Source organism: Inquilinus sp. YAF38 (assembly GCF_052113205.1).
Taxonomy (GTDB): domain Bacteria; phylum Pseudomonadota; class Alphaproteobacteria; order DSM-16000; family Inquilinaceae; genus Inquilinus.
In genome coordinates this window covers 1-16,578 of sequence record NZ_JBFRCU010000049.1, presented here as the reverse complement: position 1 = coordinate 16,578, position 16,578 = coordinate 1, and the positions used below count along the sequence as shown (strand labels likewise).

At 67.2% G+C, this 16,578-nt stretch carries 16 protein-coding genes; 6 read left to right on the top strand and 10 right to left on the bottom strand.

Translation table 11 applies throughout. From position 1 onward, the window contains the following. Nucleotides 1-85 precede the first annotated feature (85 nt). Complete coding sequence (locus tag AB4Z01_RS21070) at nt 86-1,219, bottom strand: LacI family DNA-binding transcriptional regulator (RefSeq protein ID WP_441697121.1); 1,134 nt, start codon at nt 1,217-1,219, stop codon at nt 86-88. A gap of 192 nt (nt 1,220-1,411) precedes the next feature. Between AB4Z01_RS21070 and AB4Z01_RS21065 the strand changes: the two genes are divergently transcribed. The 5 genes from AB4Z01_RS21065 (at nt 1,412) to AB4Z01_RS21045 (ending at nt 5,694) form a co-directional block, all read left to right on the top strand. Continuing rightward, a complete protein-coding gene (locus AB4Z01_RS21065) occupies nt 1,412-2,356 on the top strand; it encodes an ABC transporter substrate-binding protein (protein ID WP_441697118.1) in 945 nt (314 codons plus the stop codon). A gap of 246 nt (nt 2,357-2,602) precedes the next feature. After that, on the top strand, nt 2,603-3,535 hold the full coding sequence (locus AB4Z01_RS21060; protein WP_441697115.1) for a dioxygenase family protein: 933 nt from the start codon (nt 2,603-2,605) through the stop codon (nt 3,533-3,535). Between the two features lie 33 nt (nt 3,536-3,568). Further along, nucleotides 3,569-4,381 (top strand): SDR family NAD(P)-dependent oxidoreductase, encoded by an 813-nt coding sequence (locus AB4Z01_RS21055; RefSeq protein WP_441697113.1) that lies wholly within the window; start codon nt 3,569-3,571, stop codon nt 4,379-4,381. Between the two features lie 15 nt (nt 4,382-4,396). Continuing rightward, nucleotides 4,397-5,350 (top strand): 3-keto-5-aminohexanoate cleavage protein, encoded by a 954-nt coding sequence (locus AB4Z01_RS21050; RefSeq protein WP_441697111.1) that lies wholly within the window; start codon nt 4,397-4,399, stop codon nt 5,348-5,350. Further along, the gene (locus AB4Z01_RS21045) at nt 5,347-5,694 is read left to right on the top strand and encodes a cupin domain-containing protein (protein ID WP_441697110.1); all 348 of its coding nucleotides are present in this window, start codon (nt 5,347-5,349) and stop codon (nt 5,692-5,694) included. The genes AB4Z01_RS21050 and AB4Z01_RS21045 overlap by 4 nt, the downstream gene beginning before the upstream one ends. A 305-nt stretch (nt 5,695-5,999) precedes the next feature. On the opposite strand, the gene AB4Z01_RS21040 is transcribed toward AB4Z01_RS21045, so the two are convergent. The 8 genes from AB4Z01_RS21040 to nanR form a co-directional block, all read right to left on the bottom strand. After that, nucleotides 6,000-7,100, bottom strand: coding sequence for an ABC transporter ATP-binding protein (locus tag AB4Z01_RS21040; protein WP_441697107.1), 1,101 nt, complete (start codon nt 7,098-7,100; stop codon nt 6,000-6,002). Nucleotides 7,101-7,113: 13 nt separating this feature from the next. Then, the gene (locus tag AB4Z01_RS21035; RefSeq protein WP_441697105.1) at nt 7,114-7,974 is read right to left on the bottom strand and encodes a carbohydrate ABC transporter permease; all 861 of its coding nucleotides are present in this window, start codon (nt 7,972-7,974) and stop codon (nt 7,114-7,116) included. Then, nucleotides 7,974-8,915, bottom strand: a complete 942-nt coding sequence (locus AB4Z01_RS21030; RefSeq protein WP_441697103.1) for a carbohydrate ABC transporter permease — start codon at nt 8,913-8,915, stop codon at nt 7,974-7,976. Before AB4Z01_RS21030 ends, AB4Z01_RS21035 begins: the two co-directional genes overlap by 1 nt. Nucleotides 8,916-8,979: 64 nt before the next feature. Then, nucleotides 8,980-10,635 carry an extracellular solute-binding protein gene (locus AB4Z01_RS21025; RefSeq protein WP_441697100.1) on the bottom strand — a complete coding sequence of 552 codons (1,656 nt, stop codon included), beginning with the start codon at nt 10,633-10,635 and terminating at the stop codon, nt 8,980-8,982. An 85-nt stretch (nt 10,636-10,720) separates the two neighbouring features. Next, nucleotides 10,721-11,776, bottom strand: a complete 1,056-nt coding sequence (locus AB4Z01_RS21020; RefSeq protein WP_441697097.1) for an NAD(P)-dependent oxidoreductase — start codon at nt 11,774-11,776, stop codon at nt 10,721-10,723. A gap of 4 nt (nt 11,777-11,780) precedes the next feature. Then, nucleotides 11,781-12,569, bottom strand: coding sequence for an HpcH/HpaI aldolase family protein (locus tag AB4Z01_RS21015; protein ID WP_441697095.1), 789 nt, complete (start codon nt 12,567-12,569; stop codon nt 11,781-11,783). 60 nt (nt 12,570-12,629) lie between these two features. After that, complete coding sequence (locus AB4Z01_RS21010; protein WP_441697092.1) at nt 12,630-12,935, bottom strand: putative quinol monooxygenase; 306 nt, start codon at nt 12,933-12,935, stop codon at nt 12,630-12,632. Beyond that, nucleotides 12,935-13,642, bottom strand: a complete 708-nt coding sequence (nanR, locus tag AB4Z01_RS21005) for a transcriptional regulator NanR (protein ID WP_441697090.1) — start codon at nt 13,640-13,642, stop codon at nt 12,935-12,937. The genes AB4Z01_RS21010 and nanR overlap by 1 nt, the downstream gene beginning before the upstream one ends. Nucleotides 13,643-13,786: 144 nt before the next feature. Between nanR and AB4Z01_RS21000 the strand changes: the two genes are divergently transcribed. Next, nucleotides 13,787-15,526, top strand: a complete 1,740-nt coding sequence (locus AB4Z01_RS21000) for a hypothetical protein (RefSeq protein ID WP_441697087.1) — start codon at nt 13,787-13,789, stop codon at nt 15,524-15,526. A 50-nt stretch (nt 15,527-15,576) separates the two neighbouring features. Here AB4Z01_RS21000 and AB4Z01_RS20995 read toward each other — a convergent pair whose 3' ends face one another. Next, nucleotides 15,577-16,533: a carbohydrate kinase family protein gene (locus AB4Z01_RS20995; protein WP_441697085.1), complete on the bottom strand. Its 957-nt coding sequence runs from the start codon at nt 16,531-16,533 to the stop codon at nt 15,577-15,579. Between the last annotated feature and the right edge of the window lie 45 nt (nt 16,534-16,578).

Below are 16,578 nucleotides of genomic sequence, written 5' to 3'. Positions count from 1 at the left end.
CAGGGTGCTGCCGGCGGCTCTCGATTGGACTGGATGCGCCGATTACCGCTCAGGACATTGCCTTGGCACTTAAAATCCCGCCGATTTAGGTGCCCCGGCGTTTTGATCCATTCCCGCTCGCGGTGCTCGGCCGTTTGTTGACCGGATCCTCGAGGGCGCGCTCCCGCTTTCCGCGGGCGCTCGCACCCGAACGCTGTGACATCGGCGCCTTGGCGGTCGATTGCCGGATGATGAGGGTTGGTCGCGTGACGATTCTACTCTCAGCCGTCTCCTGCCCTTCGATCAGCCCGACAAGCAGCCGTGCGGCTGCCTCGCCCATCTCGCGATGGCTTATTCTGATCGTCGTCAGCGCGGGGCTGACCATATCCACAAGCGGCATGTCGTTGTGGCCGACGATCGAGACATCGTCCGGACAGCGGCGGCCCTCCGCCGCCAAGGCCTGATAGGCTCCCAAAGCCAGCAGGTCGTTGGCGGCGACAACAGCGGTCGCATCCGGATTTCGCTTCAACAGCTCTGCGGCCGCCGAGGCCCCCGCCGCGCGCGTGAATGCGGCGGACTCCACGATGTCGTGACGATTGACAGCGTATCCGGCGGCGCGCATGGCCGACTTGAAGCCTTCGCGCCGCAGCAATCCGGTAGAAAGCGCGCGCGGACCCGCGAGGTGCACGATGCGTCGATGCCCCAGGGCGACGAGATGCTCGACAGCCAGCTTCATGCCCTCGATATCGTCTGAAACGACCGATGGCGCACGGTCGTCCGCCTCCGCCCGGTTGACCAGCACCACCGGCACACCACGTCGAATGCAGCGGGTTACGGCGTTGTCCTTCAGCGCGACAGTGGCAAGCACGAGCCCGTCGACGCGACGGGCCGTGAGCGTCTCGATAATATCCGGACGCCCACTGTCTTCGGACGGTTGATCGGCCACGATCAAGGCATAGCCTTTCGCGGCCAGGGCATTCTCCAGCCCGCTGATGATGGGCGAGAACACGGGATTCGCGATGTCCGGAACGATGACGCCGATCAATTTCGACCGACCCCGCCGCAGGGTGGCGGCCGCCGCGTCCGGCGTGTAGCCCAGCCGCCGGGCCGTTTCGATAACCCGTCGCACCACGTCCTCACCCAAGACGCCGCGCTTTGCTGGATCGAGTGCGCGCGACACGGTGGACGGGTGAACCCCGAGCTCGTTCGCGACATCCTTGATGGTGATGGCCCCACGCATGGGTTCACATCTATGCGATGCCATTGGTGAATGCAATCGGTTGCGAATGGCATGTCCGCGTGTTCCAGGAACGTCGAGGCAAACAGAACCCGCGCGCGTCGGCCTTGAGTTTCCGCAATCGATTGCATTAATTTCCGCGGCAAAGTACTCTACGGCCAGCACCAATGCGTTGATCGAGGAGGGGCGCACAGGATGCAACAGCCGATGCCGGTGCAGGCGGCAGCTCCCATCAAATTGCTTGGTTTCGCTGGGGCATCCAACTGGCCGGTTTGGGTCGGCCAGACGAAGGGCTTCTTCGCTCGCGACGGGCTCTCGACAAGCCTCACCATCACGCCGAACTCGACGCAGATGGCAAAAGATATGGCCAGCGGAGCCTTCGATATTGCGTTGACGTCGATCGACAATGTCGTCGCCTATGCCGAGCGGCAGGCCGAGGTCGGGGTGCCTGGCGCGAGCGATTTCGTCGCCTTCCTGGGAATCGATGACGGCATGCTGTCGCTCATGGCGGCTCCGGGCATCGCTTCCATGGAGGATCTGAAGGGGCGCGTGCTGTCGGTGGATGCTCTGACCACCGGTTTCGCTTTCGTCCTTCGTGAAGCTCTCATCAAGTCAGGCATCGGCCTCGACCAGGTCACTATCGAAGCCGTCGGCGGTGGCGCCCAGCGGCTCGCGGCGCTTCTGGACGGCAGGCAGGCCGCAACCCTGCTGAACGCGCCGCTCGATCTCCTTGCAGAACATGCCGGCGCCGTGCGGCTTGCCGACATGAGCAGCATCATCGGGTCCTACCAGGGCGTTTCGGCGATGGCGCGGCGGGCTTGGCTGGACCTGCGTCGGTCCGATGCAGTTGCTTTCGTCAGGGCCTTCCGCGCTTCGCTCGGGTGGCTGACGGATCCCGCCAACAGGAGTGAAGCCACGGCTATCCTGCGGGCCAACCTCGCCAACATCCCGCCGGAGTTGGCAGAGCGGATTTATGCGCGGCTGACCGACCCCGGGCGTGGCATCCGGCGCGACCTCTCCATCGATGAGGAAGGGCTGCGAACCGTTCTGCGCTTGCGCTCGACTTACGTCCCGCAAAAGCATCTGACGGATCCTGGCCGATACGTCGACATGACGATCCGCGCAGAGGCGGGGCTCTGAAGATCGCTTCAGGCGCCACGGCAAGGCTTACCACCCACGGCCCACCACCGCCTTCGTCCTCGCTCGCGCAAACATCCGCGCTCCTCCCGCAACCGCTCCATTCTCCGACGGGCGGGCGAACGGGCACTGAGCTGCGGCTCCTCATCCGATAACAATCCGGCTTGCTCGCAATGCTGGCCCGGTGTATTACGCAAACGATTGCACAGAATGGATCGAAGATCGACGCATCCGGTCGGAGGCAGACCCATGGATAATGAACAATCGGCAGCGTCCTCTCCAAAGCACTCGAGCATCATCACCGACGAAGGCTCGGTGACGGCTGTCGTCCTCGACGCAATGGCGGATACGCCGAACGCAAGGCTGCGCGAGGTGATGGCGTCGTTTGTCCGTCACATGCATGCCTTCGCCCGCGAGGTTCAACTCACGGAGGAGGAGTTCGATCTGGGGATCGACGTCCTGAACCGCATCGGTCAAGCGAGCAACGACCTGCATAACGAGGCGATCCTCTTTTCGGACGCCATCGGTTTCTCCACCCTGGTGTGCCTCCTCAACAACGGCCGAAACGGCGCGACGGAGACGGCCTCGGCCTTGCTCGGTCCGTTCTGGCGCATGAACTCGCCACCAACTCCGAACGGCGGCTCGATCGTTCGCTCGGAGACGCCGGGGCCTGCCCTGTTCGCGAGTTGCCGCATCACGGATCCGCAGGGCCGGCCGCTCGCCGGGGTCGAGGTCGACGTCTGGCAGGCCTCGCCGGTCGGTCTCTACGAAAACCAGGACGCGAACCAAAGCGAGATGAATTTGCGCGGCAAGTTCATGACTGACCCGGATGGCCGCTTCTGGTTTCGGTCGGTGAAGCCGGCCGGCTATCCGGTGCCCACCGGCGGCCCGGTCGGCGACCTGCTCCGGGCCCAAAATCGTCATCCGTATCGCCCGGCCCATCTGCACTTTCTCTGCTTCAAACCCGGCTACAAGACTCTGGTCACGCAAGTCTTCGTGGGCGGCGACGAATATCTTGGCAGCGACGTGGTGTTCGGCGTCACCGAACACCTGATCTGCAACTGCCGCCAAGGTGAGGGCACAACTCCTGCCGCGCATTTGGCCGGGCCCTGGTTCCAGCTTGATCACGCATTCGTGATGGAACCTGGCGAAGCCAAGCTCCCGCAGCCGCCAATAAAGTAAATCATCTTCAACTTCGACCGAATGAGCCCAGGCATGTCAAAGGCTGCCGTCGTCGAACCAGCTGCTGCGCCACCGGCGCGGCGCTTGTCGTATCCGCGCTCCCTTGATGGCAAGGTTGCGCTGATCGTTGGCGGGGCGGGCGGGATCGGCGCGGCGACCAGCCGGATGCTGGCTGACGCCGGGGCGACGATCGTCATCACCCACCGCTTCGGCGATGGCAACCCGACGACGGCCGCAGCCGTCCTGGCCGATCTCGGTGGCGAAAATCATCTGGCCCTCCCTGCCGATGTGACCGACACGTCGACCCTGATCGCCTTGCGCTCGCAGATAGAGGCGAGATATGGCCGTCTCGACATCCTGGTCAATGCAGCCGGCTTCACCAAGCCTGTGCCGCATGCGGATCTGGAAGCTCTCACGGACGATCTCATCGACAGCCTTTTCCAGGTCAACTGGCGCGGTCAGTTCGCGGTGATCCGCACCTTCGCGCCTCTGCTCAAAGCCTCGGGCGATGGGCTTGTCGTCTCGATCTCTTCGGTCGCCGCCTTCACCGCGGTCGGGTCTTCGATCGCCTACTGCGCGGCCAAGGCGGGAATCGACGTCATGACCAAGGCGCTCGCCCGCGTTCTCGCGCCGGAGGTCCGCGTTCTGGCCGTGTCGCCGGGTGTGGTCGACACGAACTTCGTGCGCGGCCGCGGGGCCGACTTCAACGACAAGGTGTCCGCGTCGACGCCGCTCAAGCGCATCGCCGATGCCGATGACGTCGCCGCCGCCATCACGGCCTGCGCCACGCTGCTCGGCTATTCGACCGGGAACATCATCCAAGTCGACGGCGGCCGGGCGCTCTGAGGATAGGAGGGGACCATGCGCGCACCACGCGACACGGTGTTCATCACCTGTGCCGTGACCGGCAATCTGACGACACCGGATCAGACACCCCATCTGCCGATCACGCCCGAGCAGATCGCGGATGCGGCGCTCGAGGCGGCAGAGGCTGGCGCTGCGGTTGCCCATATCCATGTACGAGATCCACAGACCGGCAAGCCGTCGATGGCGCTTGAGTATTACCGTGACGTCGTGGAGCGGATCCGGGCGAAGGACAGCCAGCTCATCCTCAATCTGACGACGGGTCCGGGCGGGCGCTTCGCACCCAGTGAGGACGACCCAAGCGTCGCAGGTCCCGGGACAACGCTCCTCGTGCCGGAGAGGCGCGTCGAGCACGTGGCGGCGCTCAAGCCCGACATCTGCACGCTGGATCTCAACACCATGAACTCCGGCAACGAGGTCGTGATCAACACGCCGGGCAATGTGCGTCGCATGGCACGGGTGATCAACGAAGCCGGGGTGAAGCCGGAGATCGAGTTGTTCGATTCGGGCGACGTTGCCCTGATGCAGGACCTGCTCGCGGACGGGACCCTCGCGCCCCCGGTCCTTTGCTCCTTCGTGATGGGCGTGCGCTACGGCTTCCAGGCCTCGCCGGAAACGGTGCTTTACGCGCGCAATCTGCTGCCTGCAGACGCCCAGTTCACGGCGGTCGGGATCGGGCGCGCTGCGTTCCGGAGCGTGGCCTTCTCCTTTCTCACCGGCGGTCACGTGCGCGTCGGCCTGGAGGATTCGGTCTATCTCGATCGTGGCGTTCTTGCCCCGTCGAACGCTGCATTGGTCGAGAAGGCGCGCCGGATCGTCGAGGATCTCGGCGGGCAGATCGCCAATGCGCGCGAGGCGCGCGAGATCATCGGCCTGCCAATCCGGATTTCAGGCGGCTCGGCGCCGCGGCCCGTTGCTCACCAGCTCACCGCGAAAGGTCGAATCTCGTGAACGTTATCCGCTATACCGCCGCTCCACCCTACTCGGCACCCGGTCACCACGGCATGAGCATGCGACGGCTGCAAGGCCGGGAGGCCGGGCCCTCGGACACGCTCTGGCTCGGGATCTCCGAGATCGAGCCGACCGGCGGGACGACGCTCGACGCCTCGTCAGTCGAGAAGATGTATGTCGTGCTCGACGGCGAGGTCACGATATCCAATGGCAGCGAGGAGGTGGTGCTCCGCCCGTGGGACTCTTGCCGCATCGCCGCAAATGAGGGGCGAGCCCTCAAGAACAATACAGACAAGCCTGCCACGATCCTGCTCGCCATGCCGCTTCAGGCCGCAACGGCGTGATGGGACGAAAACACCAGCGGATCTCGATGCCGCGACAGAGTGCGTCCACCGTCTCCGAGAGTTGCGAAAGACGTCAATGACGCGAAGAACAGGCGCGGCCGACGCCGAACGGGTGGCATCGCGTTGAAGGGACTGGCTCGACGGTTACGACGGATATGCTCCGGAGATTCGCCGGATCGCCCGGTCAAGCTTCGGAACGTTGACGGACCGTACGTCGCGACCATCTCCGCGCATTGGCGCAACGCGTCGACGTCGGGAGATCCGCATCACTGGCTCGAGTTGCCGCGGGCCCTTGAGCGCCGGATCTACAAGGCCCGCTCCGTCCCCGCGTCGAACACGGACGCCCGGTTCAGGTTGATCTCGAGTCCGATGGTTTCGCCGGCGGAGCCGACGTCATGGGCTTGCAGCTCCGCCATGGCCTGCGCGTCGCCCAGGCGGAAGGTCGCGAAGGTCCGGGAACCGGTCGGCTGGAGCAGTTCGATGGTCGCGTCGATCCGGACCGTGCCCGGCCCGGCACCCTCCTCCCGCGCCCGCACCACATGCTCGGGCCGCAGCCCGAGCAGCACGCGGGTCCCGGCCTCCGTCGCATCCGGAATGCGGCCCGCCGGCAAGGGCAGCGGGACCTCCCGACCGTCGACGAGGATCCCGGCCTTTCCGTCCCCGCGCGTCACGCTGCCGGGCAGGAAGCTCATCCTCGGCGAACCGAGGAACCCCGCGACGAAAAGCGATACCGGCCGTTCGAACAGCTCGGCTGGCGACCCCATCTGCTCGATCCGGCCGTCGCGCATGAGGACGATCCGGTCGGCCAGCGTCATCGCCTCGATCTGGTCGTGGGTGACATAGATCATCGTCGTGGCGATGTCCTGGTGCAGGCGCTTGATCTCGCCGCGCATCTCGTCGCGCAGCTGTGCATCGAGATTGGATAGCGGCTCGTCGAACAGGAAGATCTGCGGCTCGCGCACGATGGCGCGGCCGATGGCGACACGCTGCCGCTGGCCGCCCGACAATTGGCGCGGATAGCGGCCGAGCAGCGGCGTGATGCCGAGCATCCCGGCAACCCGGCCGACGCGCCGGCCGATCTCATCCGCCGGCATCTTCCGGGCCCGCAGCCCGAAGCCGATGTTCCGCTCGACCGTCAGATGCGGATACAGGGCGTAGTCCTGGAACACCATGGCCACGTCGCGGTCGCGCGGCCGCATGTCGTTGACCACCTCGCCGCCGATCTCGATGGTGCCCTCGCTGATGCCCTCCAGCCCGGCGATGGTCCGCAGCAGGGTGCTCTTGCCGCAGCCGGAGGGGCCGACCAGCACCGTGAACTCGCCGTCGGCGATCTCCAGGTCGATGCCCTGGACGGCATGGAACGGGCCGAAGCGTTTGTGCAGCCCGCTGATCTTGACGTCCGCCATCGGCGAGCCCCTTTCATCCACGCACGGCGCCGAGCGTCAGCCCGCGCACCAGATGCCGCTGCGCCAGCACGCCGAGCGCAATCGACGGCGCGAGAGAGACGATGGCGAGGGCGCTGGCCTCACCGTACTGGGCGCCCTGGAACCCAAGGAAAGCCCGGAACACCGTCGGCAGCGTAAACGCCGAACGGCTGGTCAGGACCAGGGCGAAGAAGAACTCGGTCCAGCAGGCGATGAAGGCGAAGACCGCGGCGGCGACGATGCCGGGCGCCGCCAGCGGCACCGCGACCTGCCAGAAGGCCTGCCACTGCGTGCAGCCGTCGACCAGCGCCGCATCCTCCATCGAACGCGGCATGCTGCGGAAATAGGCCAGCATCATCCAGACCGACACCGGCAGGGTGAAGACGGTATAGGCGATGATCAGCCCGAGCCGCGTGTCGTGCAGGCCCACGCTGCGGTAGATCAGGAAGATCGGCAGCACCACGGCGATCGGCGGCAGGAAGCGCTGCGACAGGATCCAGAAGGACAGGTGCTTCCCGCCGGTGTTGAAGCGGGCGAGGCTGTAGGCCATCGACGTGCCGACCAGCACCGACAGGAAGGTCGCCGCCAGCGACACGACCAGGCTGTTGACGATGCCCTGCAGCCCGCGATAGGCGAACAGCGCGGCCGTGTAGTGCACCGTGGTCGGCTCCGCCGGGAACCACACCGGCGGAATGGCCAGGTAGTCGTCGCTCGGCTTGATCGAGGTGACGAACATCCAATAGATCGGCGCCAGCACGAAGAGCATGAACAGGCCGAGGAACACGAAGCGGCCGATCGCGGGCCGGCGTCTTCGCCTGCGGGGACTGGCACGCCGCGTCGTCAGGGTCTGCGTCATCAGGCCGGCTCCGATTTCACCAGGCGCTTCACCAGAAGCCCTACCAGCAGGGCGGTCAGGATCAGGAGGATCCAGCTTCCCGCCGTCGCCTGCGACAGGTGGAACTGGGTGAAGCCGACGGTGTAGAGATAGAAGGAGCTGGTGTAGGTCTTCGTGCCCGGCCCGCCCGCGGTCATGATGAAGATGGTGTCGAACAGGCGCACCGCGTCGAGCAGGCGGAAGGTGATCGCCAGCATGATGATCGGGGCGATCTGCGGCAGCGTGATCAGCCGGAACGCCTGCCAGCCGTCGACGCCGTCGAGCTCGGCCGCCTCGTAGAGGTTGGGCGGGATCGCCGTCAGCCCCGCGAGCAGGATCACGAACATGAACGGCGTCCATTGCCACACATCGGCGAGGATCAGGGCGAAGTAGAGCCACGGGCTTTCGGTCAGCCAGCCGATCGTCACCTCGCGGCCGAGGAGCTCGCCGAGCAGGTAGTTCATCGGCCCGAAGGGGCGCTGCAGCAGCAAGGCCCAGGCCTGGCCGACGATCACCGGGCTGATGAACAGCGGGATGATCAGGACGGACATGACCAGGCCGCGGCCCGGGAAGCTGCGGACCATCGCCAGCGCCAGTGCCAGACCCAGCACCAACTCGATGGCGACGTTCGCCGCCGACAGCAGGATGGTCAGGACCAGCGACCACCGGGCCACCGGGTCGAGCACCACCATCGAGAAGTTCTTCAGGCCGACGAAGGCGTGGCCCGGGATCTGGAAGTCGTAATTGACGAAGGACACCCAGAGCGAGAAGACCAGCGGGTAGACCGACAGCGACAGGATCAGCAGCACTGCCGGGATCACGAGCAGCCACTTGAAATGGCGGTCGCTCCATTCGGACAAGCCGGCCCGTCGGCGCGGCCGGCGCCGGGGCGGAGCGATCGCGGAGGTGGCATCGGTCGTCATAAGGCTGCCCGTCGACGATATGGGCCGGCGGCGGCGAATCCGAGGCCCGCCGCCGCCGGCGCCGTCACAGCTTCACGGCCATCCCGAGCGCCTCGACCGTGTGGTCGGCCGAGGAGCCGGGCAGCTTCTTGTATTCCGCGTAGAACGCCTTCTGGCTGTCGGTGCCCAGGCGCTCGGTCGTCTGGTCCCACTCCGCCGCCGCGGTCTCGAGCGCGGCCTTGGGATCGGCGCCGGCCCAGACCGAGGAGCACATCCGGTCGAGGCTGAGCGCGTAGTCCTGCCAGCCGGGCATGATCATATCGAGCAGCCCGACATTGGCCGAGTTGCAGAGGTTGGCGAGGTAGTCCTTCGCTTCCGGCCAGAGGGCGCCATACAGCTCCGACTTGTAGTGCGACAGCCGGTAGGGATCGCGCAGCGCATAGGGCAGCATGGTGCGGGCCAGCGACACCGGCGGGGAGGTCGCCCATTGCATGAACAGGTAGGCGGCCTCCGGATTCTCGGAATCGGCCGCGAGCGCCTTGCTGTAGCCGGTCGCATGCTCCGGATTGCCGGGCACGACGGCATAGCCGACCTTGCCGGCGATGGTGGAGCGCGGGATGAAGTTGATCGCCGCATCGCTCTGCGAGTAGTTGGCGGCCATGCGGCCGCTGGGTGGCCAGGAATAGATCATCGCCACCTTGCCCTGCAGGAAGGCGGCCCACAGCGACACGGCATCCAGCTCGTTGTTGCCGGGGATCGACGCCTTGTTGGCCGCGATCATGTTCTCAAGGGTCTTGATGCCGGCGGCCGAAGCCAACCCGGCCTTCATGTCGCCGTCGAACAACTCGCCCCGGTTCGCCCTGAACTGCTGCAGGAAGTCGTACTGGTTGCCCGGGCTGCCGGCCTTGCGGAAGTGCCCCGCCCCGTAGAGGTTGGGCGCCATCTGGTCGGTGATGAACTGGGCGACCTGGGCATAGTCCTCCCAGGTCTTCGGGACCGCCAGCGGCTTGCCGAACTTCTGGCTGTAGCCGTCCTTGAGCTTCGGATCGTCGAAGACATCCTTGCGGTAGTAGAGGGCGAACATGTCGCCGTCGTCGAACACGCCCCAGATCTTGCCCTTGTAGGTGGGCAGCGCCTTGAACAGCGGGTGATAGTCGTCGAAATCCGCCTTGTTCATGTGCTTGGCGATGTAGTCGTCGAGCGGCGCGATGACGCCGCCATCGGCCAGCGACGGGGTCCAGGCCGGCTCGATGTCAAGGATGTCGTAGGCGCCCGATCCGGCGATGTGCTCGGCGACGGGCTTCGAGTACTGGTCGGGATGCGACAGCTCGACGACATTCGACTTCATCCCGGTCAGCTGCTCCCACAGGGGTCCGGAGAAATGCCGCGGGTCGAGCGCCTGAAGCCCGGACTCGTAGGTCATGGTCAGGGTCACGTCCGGGAACTGCTTCGCCGCCTGCACGGCGCGATAGGCCGAACCATCCGCCGGCCCCTCCGTGGAGGCCTTGAGGGCGGCCGCCTGCGCCTGACCGAGCGGTGTCGACGGATCCGCCAGCTGGGCGGCCGCCTGGGCCAGGGCCGAGCGGCTGATCGAGGCCAGCAGCGGTCCGGACACGGCCAGCATCCCGGTCATCTGCCCGAATCTCTTGATGAAGCTGCGCCGGGTGGGCTCGCCCCGCAGCCAGGCGTCGACATCGGCCGCCAGGCCGGCTTCGAATTCGCGTCTCGTCCGATCGTTCATGCTCGCCTGTCCTCCCTGGATCCGCCGGTCGTGAGCGCCGGCTGCTTTGCATCGATCTCTCCCCTTTTGGAGGAGAGCGTCGCCCTCAAGGTCCCGCGCCGAAGCGCCGGCCGAATTCCGCCAGACGTTCGCGCCAGCGGGACGCGTCGAGCACGGCGCGGTTGACCACGCCCCGCGGCACCCGCCCCTGCTGCACCTCCAGCACGGCGCGGACATCCGCGGCGCCGTTGCCGGCGAAGCACTGGTCGGTCCAGCACAGGGCGTGCGGTGTCAGGATGGCGTTGTCGAGCTTGAGGATCGGGTCGTCCGGGTCCGGCGGCTCCTGCTCCAGGACGTCGAGCCCGGCCCCGGCGATCCGCCGCGCCTGCAGGGCCTGCGTCAGCGCCGCCTGGTCCACGATCGGCCCGCGCGCGGTGTTGATCAGATAGGCCGTCGGCTTCATCAGCCCGATCCGGTCGGCGTTGACGAGGTGATGGGTCTGCGGGGTCAGGGGACAGCTGACCGACAGGACGTCGGCGCGGCGGAACACGTCGTCGAGCCCGACGAGCTCGATGCCCAGCTCCGCCGCCACGGCCGGATCCGCCGCGGGGTCATGGGCGATGAATGTCATGTCGAACGGCCTGGCCATCCGGAACATCTCGGCGCCGATATTGCCGATCCCGAGCGAGCCGAGCGTGCGCCCGACGAGGCCGAGGCCCATATGCTCGGACCGCCTGGCGAAGCCGGCCGCGGCCTCGCGCGTCAGCCGGTCCTTGACCAGCAGCTTGCCGGTCAACGCCAGCATGAGCGTGATGATCGACACCGCGACCGGCCGGCGCACCCCGTCCGGCGTGATCACGAGCGCGATGCCGGCCCGGGTGCAGGCGTCCACATCCACCGTGTCGTAACCGACGCCGAAGCGGGCGACCACGGCGAGGCGGCCGCTTTTGGGCACGCTCTCCGCGGTGAAGCGGTGGGTCAGCAGGATCAGCGCGTCGACATCCTCCAACTGCTCGGCGCGCAATGGGTCGGCCACGTCCAGGAACAGCATCTCGACCCCGGGCGCCGAGCGAAGCGGCGCGAGATCGAAGTCCGGATAGGTCGGCGTTCCGTCGGGCTTCCGGAAATCGCCCGACAGCGCGACGCGGAACGGTGCGGCCATCGCCCTAGCTCCGCCCGGCCTTCGCGCCTTCGCGCAGGCGTGTCATCGCCTCCGCCAGCGCGTCGTGCAGCACCCAGACATCGCCCGAGTAGCAGATGAAATCGAAGCCCGCGGCGTTGAGCTCGATGCCCTGGGCGACCGTCGGCACCAGGCGGCCCAGCGCCTTCTTGTGCTTCGCGCAGGCCGCGATGGTCCGGTCGATCGCGTTCCTGAAGTCGGGGTGGTCGAACTGGCCCGGGATGCCGAGCGAGACGGACAGGTCGAAATGCCCCACCCAGAGCGCATCGACGCCTTCGGTGGCCGCGATCTCGTCCGCATTCTTCACGCCGTCCGCCGTCTCGATCTGGCAGAACAGGGTGGAGCGCCGGTTGGCGGCGGCGAACTTCTCGGTCACGGCACCGGGCCGGTACCGGTCATGCGCGACCTGGAGGGCCACGCCTCGCCCGCCGGCTGGATGGTACTTCATCGACCGCACGATCTCGCGCGCCTCGGCGGCCGACCCGACCATCGGCAGCATCAGCCCTTCTGCCCCCATGTCCATCGCCCGGGCGATGTGGTGGTACTCGCGCGACGGCACCCGTACGATCGCTGGCAGCTGCGCGGCCTCGAAGTAGCGCATCGCGCTTTTGACCGTCTCGAAGTGGAAGCCCGAGTGCTCGAGGTCGAACAGCACGAAGTCGCAGCCCGCCGACTTCAAGATGTGCCCGATGCCGGGCGTGGCGAATTCGACGATGAAATGCCCGAATTTCGGCGCCTTGGTGCCGGCCATGGCCTTGAGATCTTCGTATGCCACTCCGCTTCCTCCCGTTGCTTCGCCCGACCTGTAGGTTCTGGGCGGCGTTTTTCGAAACCTCTACAGCGCCCCCTCGCAGACAAGCTCGCCGACCGTCACCGACTTGCCGACCACATAGCCGGCGCTGGCGGTGTCAAATTTGGCGTAGTGCCGGGACGCGACATGCGCGTCGAAGGCGGCACGGTCGTCGTAAATCTCGTAGAGCAGGACGGCATCAGGATCGCCCGTGGGCTCGATCACGTCGAAACGACGGCACCCGGCCTCGTCGCGTGTCGATGTCTTGGCGTTCTCGTCCACCAGCGGCCGGAAGTCGCCGCGCGACCCGCTCTTCAGGCGAAACTCGACCAGCACGACATAGCCCCCCATCACTCCCCCCCGACGATTTCGTTGTAGCGGCGGGCGACATAGTTGAGATGCTCATGCATCGCCCGTTCGGCGCGATCGGGATCGCGGGCCGTCACGGCCTCGAAGATCGCCCTGTGCGCCTCGTAGGCGATCTCGTAGCCGCCGGCCCTCAGCGTGGTCTTGCGCTGCTCCAGCAGCCACTCGACCAGCCCCTCGTGGATGGCGATGAAAATCGGATTGCGCGGGATCACCGCCAGGACATAGTGGAAGCCGACATCGGTCTCCTGGAAGCGCTTGAGGTCGCCGATCGCTTCCTGGTTGGCGGCCAGCGCGGCTTCGAGATTCGCCAGGTCCTCCGCGGTGGCGTGCGACGCGGCGTAGCGGGCAAGGCCGGTTTCGAAGAAGCTGCGCGCGCTCTGGAAATTCTGCACCCCGCCCGGTGCGGCGAGCATGTGCCGCGTCGTGCCGGACAGGGCATCGATCACGAATTGCGGCGTCGGCTGCGTCACCCGCGCCCGCTCCCCCGACCGGAGCTCCACCAGCCCCATCTTCCGCAGATGGAACAGCGCCTCGCGGATCGCCGGGCGACCGACCCCGAACTGCCGCATCAGATCGCGTTCGGATGGCAGGAGATCCGACGGCGCGTAGGAGCCGTCCTGGATCATGCGCTCCAGATGCTCCGCCACATCTTCGTACAGCTTGCGGCGCCGGATCGCGACCGTAGCCATTTGGTATACCTTTGATACCAGTATCGCGCTACGCTAGTCACGCCGACGCGCTTTCGTCAAAGCAATTCCATGCTGCATCGCGGCGGCGGGCGGGGCCTCGCCCGTTCCGCCATTCATTTCAACCGGACTGTCACGAGGCTGAGCATGACTGCGGACGCATCCTCTTCCGGGCGCCTCTCCCAAGGCGGGCTCGACCTCCGGCTCGACCGCAACGGCGCCTTCGCCCGCGAGATCAGCCTCGATGGGGAGGAGTTGTTCCGCGGCATCGGCTTCGTCGTGCGTGACGTCAACTGGGGGACGGCGGACCTGCCCGCCGAAGCCCGCCTGCAGCGGCAGGACGGGCGGGTGACGGCAACCGCGGGCGGTGCCCTCGACCCGGCCGCCGCAGACCTGGCCTGGTCGGTCACCTGGACCATCACCGACCGTATGGTCGAGGCCAGGGCCCGGGCCTCGTCGGCATCCGGCTTCGACACCAACCGGACCGGCTTCGTCGTGCTCCACAGCCTGGGGGCCGCTCGCGGCCGCCCGGTGGCCGTGACCCATGCGGACGGCCGGGTCGAGGACACTCGGTTCCCCGACTTGGTCTCGCCGCACCAGCCATTCTTCGACATCGCCGCGATGGAATATGAGACCGCGGCCGGCCACCGCCTCCGTCTGGTGTTCGAAGGCGAGGTGTTCGAGACCGAGGACCAGCGCAACTGGACCGATGCCTCGTACAAGACCTATTGCCGGCCGCTGGCCCGGCCCTATCCGTACCGGATCGGGCCCTCATCGGCCGTCGAGCAGGTCGTCAGGCTCGAGATCCTGTCCCGGGCGACCACGGCCGGACAAGCGCAGGACGGCGGCCCGGCCGTCGAGAAGACGGCACCGTTTCCCGTTCTCGGCACCAGCCTGCCGCCCGGCCCGATCGCAGTTGCGCAGGCCGACGCCATCCGCGCGCTTGGCCTCGGCTTCACCGCGATCGAGATCGACCCGTCCGAACCCGCCTGGCTGGAGGAGGCGCGCGCGAAGGTGTCGGCCGTGCCGGGACCGCTGCGCATCGATATCAGAGGCGGCACCGCAATCGGCCACCACCCGATCCTGGAAGCCCTTGCGTCGGCCCTGATCGACCGGCCCGCGATCGGCGTTTCGCTATGGGACGCCGACGATGCGGCCGTCGCGGCGGCCGGGGAGATCCTGCCGGGCACCGTCATCGGCGCGGGTACGGGGGCCTTCTTCACCGAGCTCAACCGCATGACCCATTGGCCGGCAGCAGACTATCTGGCCTGGACGTCCAATCCCACGGTGCATGGGTCGGACGACGACACCATCGGCGAGACGACCGAGCCGCTGGAGGAGATCCTGGCTTCCGCCAGGGCCAAGCTCCCGGTCCGGCGGCTTCAGATCGGTCCAATGACGCTGGGCCTGCGCTACAACCCGAATGCCACCTCGCCCGAAGGCCGCCGTCGATCCGCCGCACCGGATCCAAGGCAAGGACAGGTCATTGCCGCCGCCTGGCTGGCCGGCACCGTCGCGGGCTTCCTCGACCCCGACGTCGAGGCGCTGACATTCTTTGAGCCGTCAGGGCCGAAGGGACTGATTGCCGATGACGGTGCCTGGACGCCGGCGGCGCACCTCCTGAGCCGTCTGTCGCGCTGCGCGGGCCGGCCGGCATCGGCCCTGCGCTGGACCGGCCATCCGCGCCTGCGCGGCCTTCTGATCGAGATGGTCGACCACGATGCGCTCTGTATCGCCCATCTACGGAACGAGCGCATCGCCTTGGCCCTGCCCGAGGGGGCCTGGCGGAGCGCCGAGGTGCTGATGCCGAATGGCTTCGTCGATCGTCCGGTCGAAGGATTCGACATCGGTCCCTTCGCGGTCTGTTGGCTGCTCCGCCCCAAGTGACGGATCGGGCTCAGCAGGCGATCGTCGCGGGTTGCGATGCGGCGCCGGTCCTAAGCAGCGGCGGCCGACGCGGATGCCTGAAGATCGAGGGCCAGTTCCTCTATGGCGGCGCGGCCTGCGGGACAGGCGCCCCCCGGTTGCTGCACCGAAAGGCTGCCGCAGGCGACGCCCCAGGCAAGACAGTTGTCGAGCGGGGCCCTGGCCAGCCAGCGGTAGAGGAAACCCGCGTCGAAGGAGTCGCCCGCTCCGGTGGTGTCGACGACCGGAACAGACGGCGCCGCGATTCGCGACGTCTCCTTCCCCGCCTGCGCCACGGCGCCGTTGGCGCCGAGCTTGACGGCCACGACCGGAATCCGCGCCGCCAGGAAGGCCAGGGCGGCATCGACCGTTTCGGCGCCGGTCAGGGCCATCGCCTCATCCTCATTCGGCAGGAACAGGTCGATTCCGTCGAGCAGCCGGAGGGTGCCCGGGTCGTCGATGGCCGCCTGATCCCAACTGCAGTCGAGCGACACGGTCAGGCCCTGCCGACGGGCACGATGCGCCAGGTCAGGGATCTCCCTCAGCGTCGCCAGTTCGGCAATGTGCATGTGCATCGCCAACCCGCTGGCCAGCGCCGCGTCGAGGGTTGCCGGCTCGGCCCTGCCGGCGCGGCGGGTCAGGAAAGCGCGGTCGCCGTCGACCGCCATGGCGACCGTGAGCTGCGGTCCGGCATCGGCGGCGCGGTCGAGCCAGCGCAGATCGACCCCGCTCGCGGCGAGCGGGCCGTCCAGCCCCCTCCCGAAATGGTCGATCCCGATCCGGGCCGCCAGCGCCGCGGGTCGGCCGAGCCCGGCGAGATGGGCGGCGGTGATGAACGCCCCGCCGCCCGGCACCAGCGTGACGTCCCGGGCGAAATGCTCCCGCCCCGGCTCCGGCATCGCGTCGAGCCCGGTGAACACCAGATCGGAATAGAGGCGGCCGACGCACAGGACGAAGCCTTCGACGGGCACGGCGGTCAGGCCTGGCACAATGTCTGCTCGCTCTCGGCGTCGAAGAGATGGAGGGTGTCGTTG

Bases quoted from the DNA above. Each gene is read 5' to 3' on its own strand.
- AB4Z01_RS21020 (WP_441697097.1), bottom strand. From the start codon at position 11,776: ATGGCCGCACCGTTCCGCGTCGCGCTGTCGGGCGATTTCCGGAAGCCC.
- AB4Z01_RS21030 (WP_441697103.1), bottom strand. From the start codon at position 8,915: ATGACGACCGATGCCACCTCCGCGATCGCTCCGCCCCGGCGCCGGCCG.
- AB4Z01_RS21025 (WP_441697100.1), bottom strand. From the start codon at position 10,635: ATGAACGATCGGACGAGACGCGAATTCGAAGCCGGCCTGGCGGCCGAT.
- AB4Z01_RS21050 (WP_441697111.1), top strand. From the start codon at position 4,397: ATGCGCGCACCACGCGACACGGTGTTCATCACCTGTGCCGTGACCGGC.
- AB4Z01_RS21040 (WP_441697107.1), bottom strand. From the start codon at position 7,100: ATGGCGGACGTCAAGATCAGCGGGCTGCACAAACGCTTCGGCCCGTTC.
- AB4Z01_RS21035 (WP_441697105.1), bottom strand. From the start codon at position 7,974: ATGACGCAGACCCTGACGACGCGGCGTGCCAGTCCCCGCAGGCGAAGA.
- nanR (WP_441697090.1), bottom strand. From the start codon at position 13,642: ATGGCTACGGTCGCGATCCGGCGCCGCAAGCTGTACGAAGATGTGGCG.
- AB4Z01_RS21000 (WP_441697087.1), top strand. From the start codon at position 13,787: ATGACTGCGGACGCATCCTCTTCCGGGCGCCTCTCCCAAGGCGGGCTC.
- AB4Z01_RS21060 (WP_441697115.1), top strand. From the start codon at position 2,603: ATGGATAATGAACAATCGGCAGCGTCCTCTCCAAAGCACTCGAGCATC.
- AB4Z01_RS21010 (WP_441697092.1), bottom strand. From the start codon at position 12,935: ATGGGGGGCTATGTCGTGCTGGTCGAGTTTCGCCTGAAGAGCGGGTCG.
- AB4Z01_RS21055 (WP_441697113.1), top strand. From the start codon at position 3,569: ATGTCAAAGGCTGCCGTCGTCGAACCAGCTGCTGCGCCACCGGCGCGG.
- AB4Z01_RS21065 (WP_441697118.1), top strand. From the start codon at position 1,412: ATGCAACAGCCGATGCCGGTGCAGGCGGCAGCTCCCATCAAATTGCTT.
- AB4Z01_RS21070 (WP_441697121.1), bottom strand. From the start codon at position 1,219: ATGCGTGGGGCCATCACCATCAAGGATGTCGCGAACGAGCTCGGGGTT.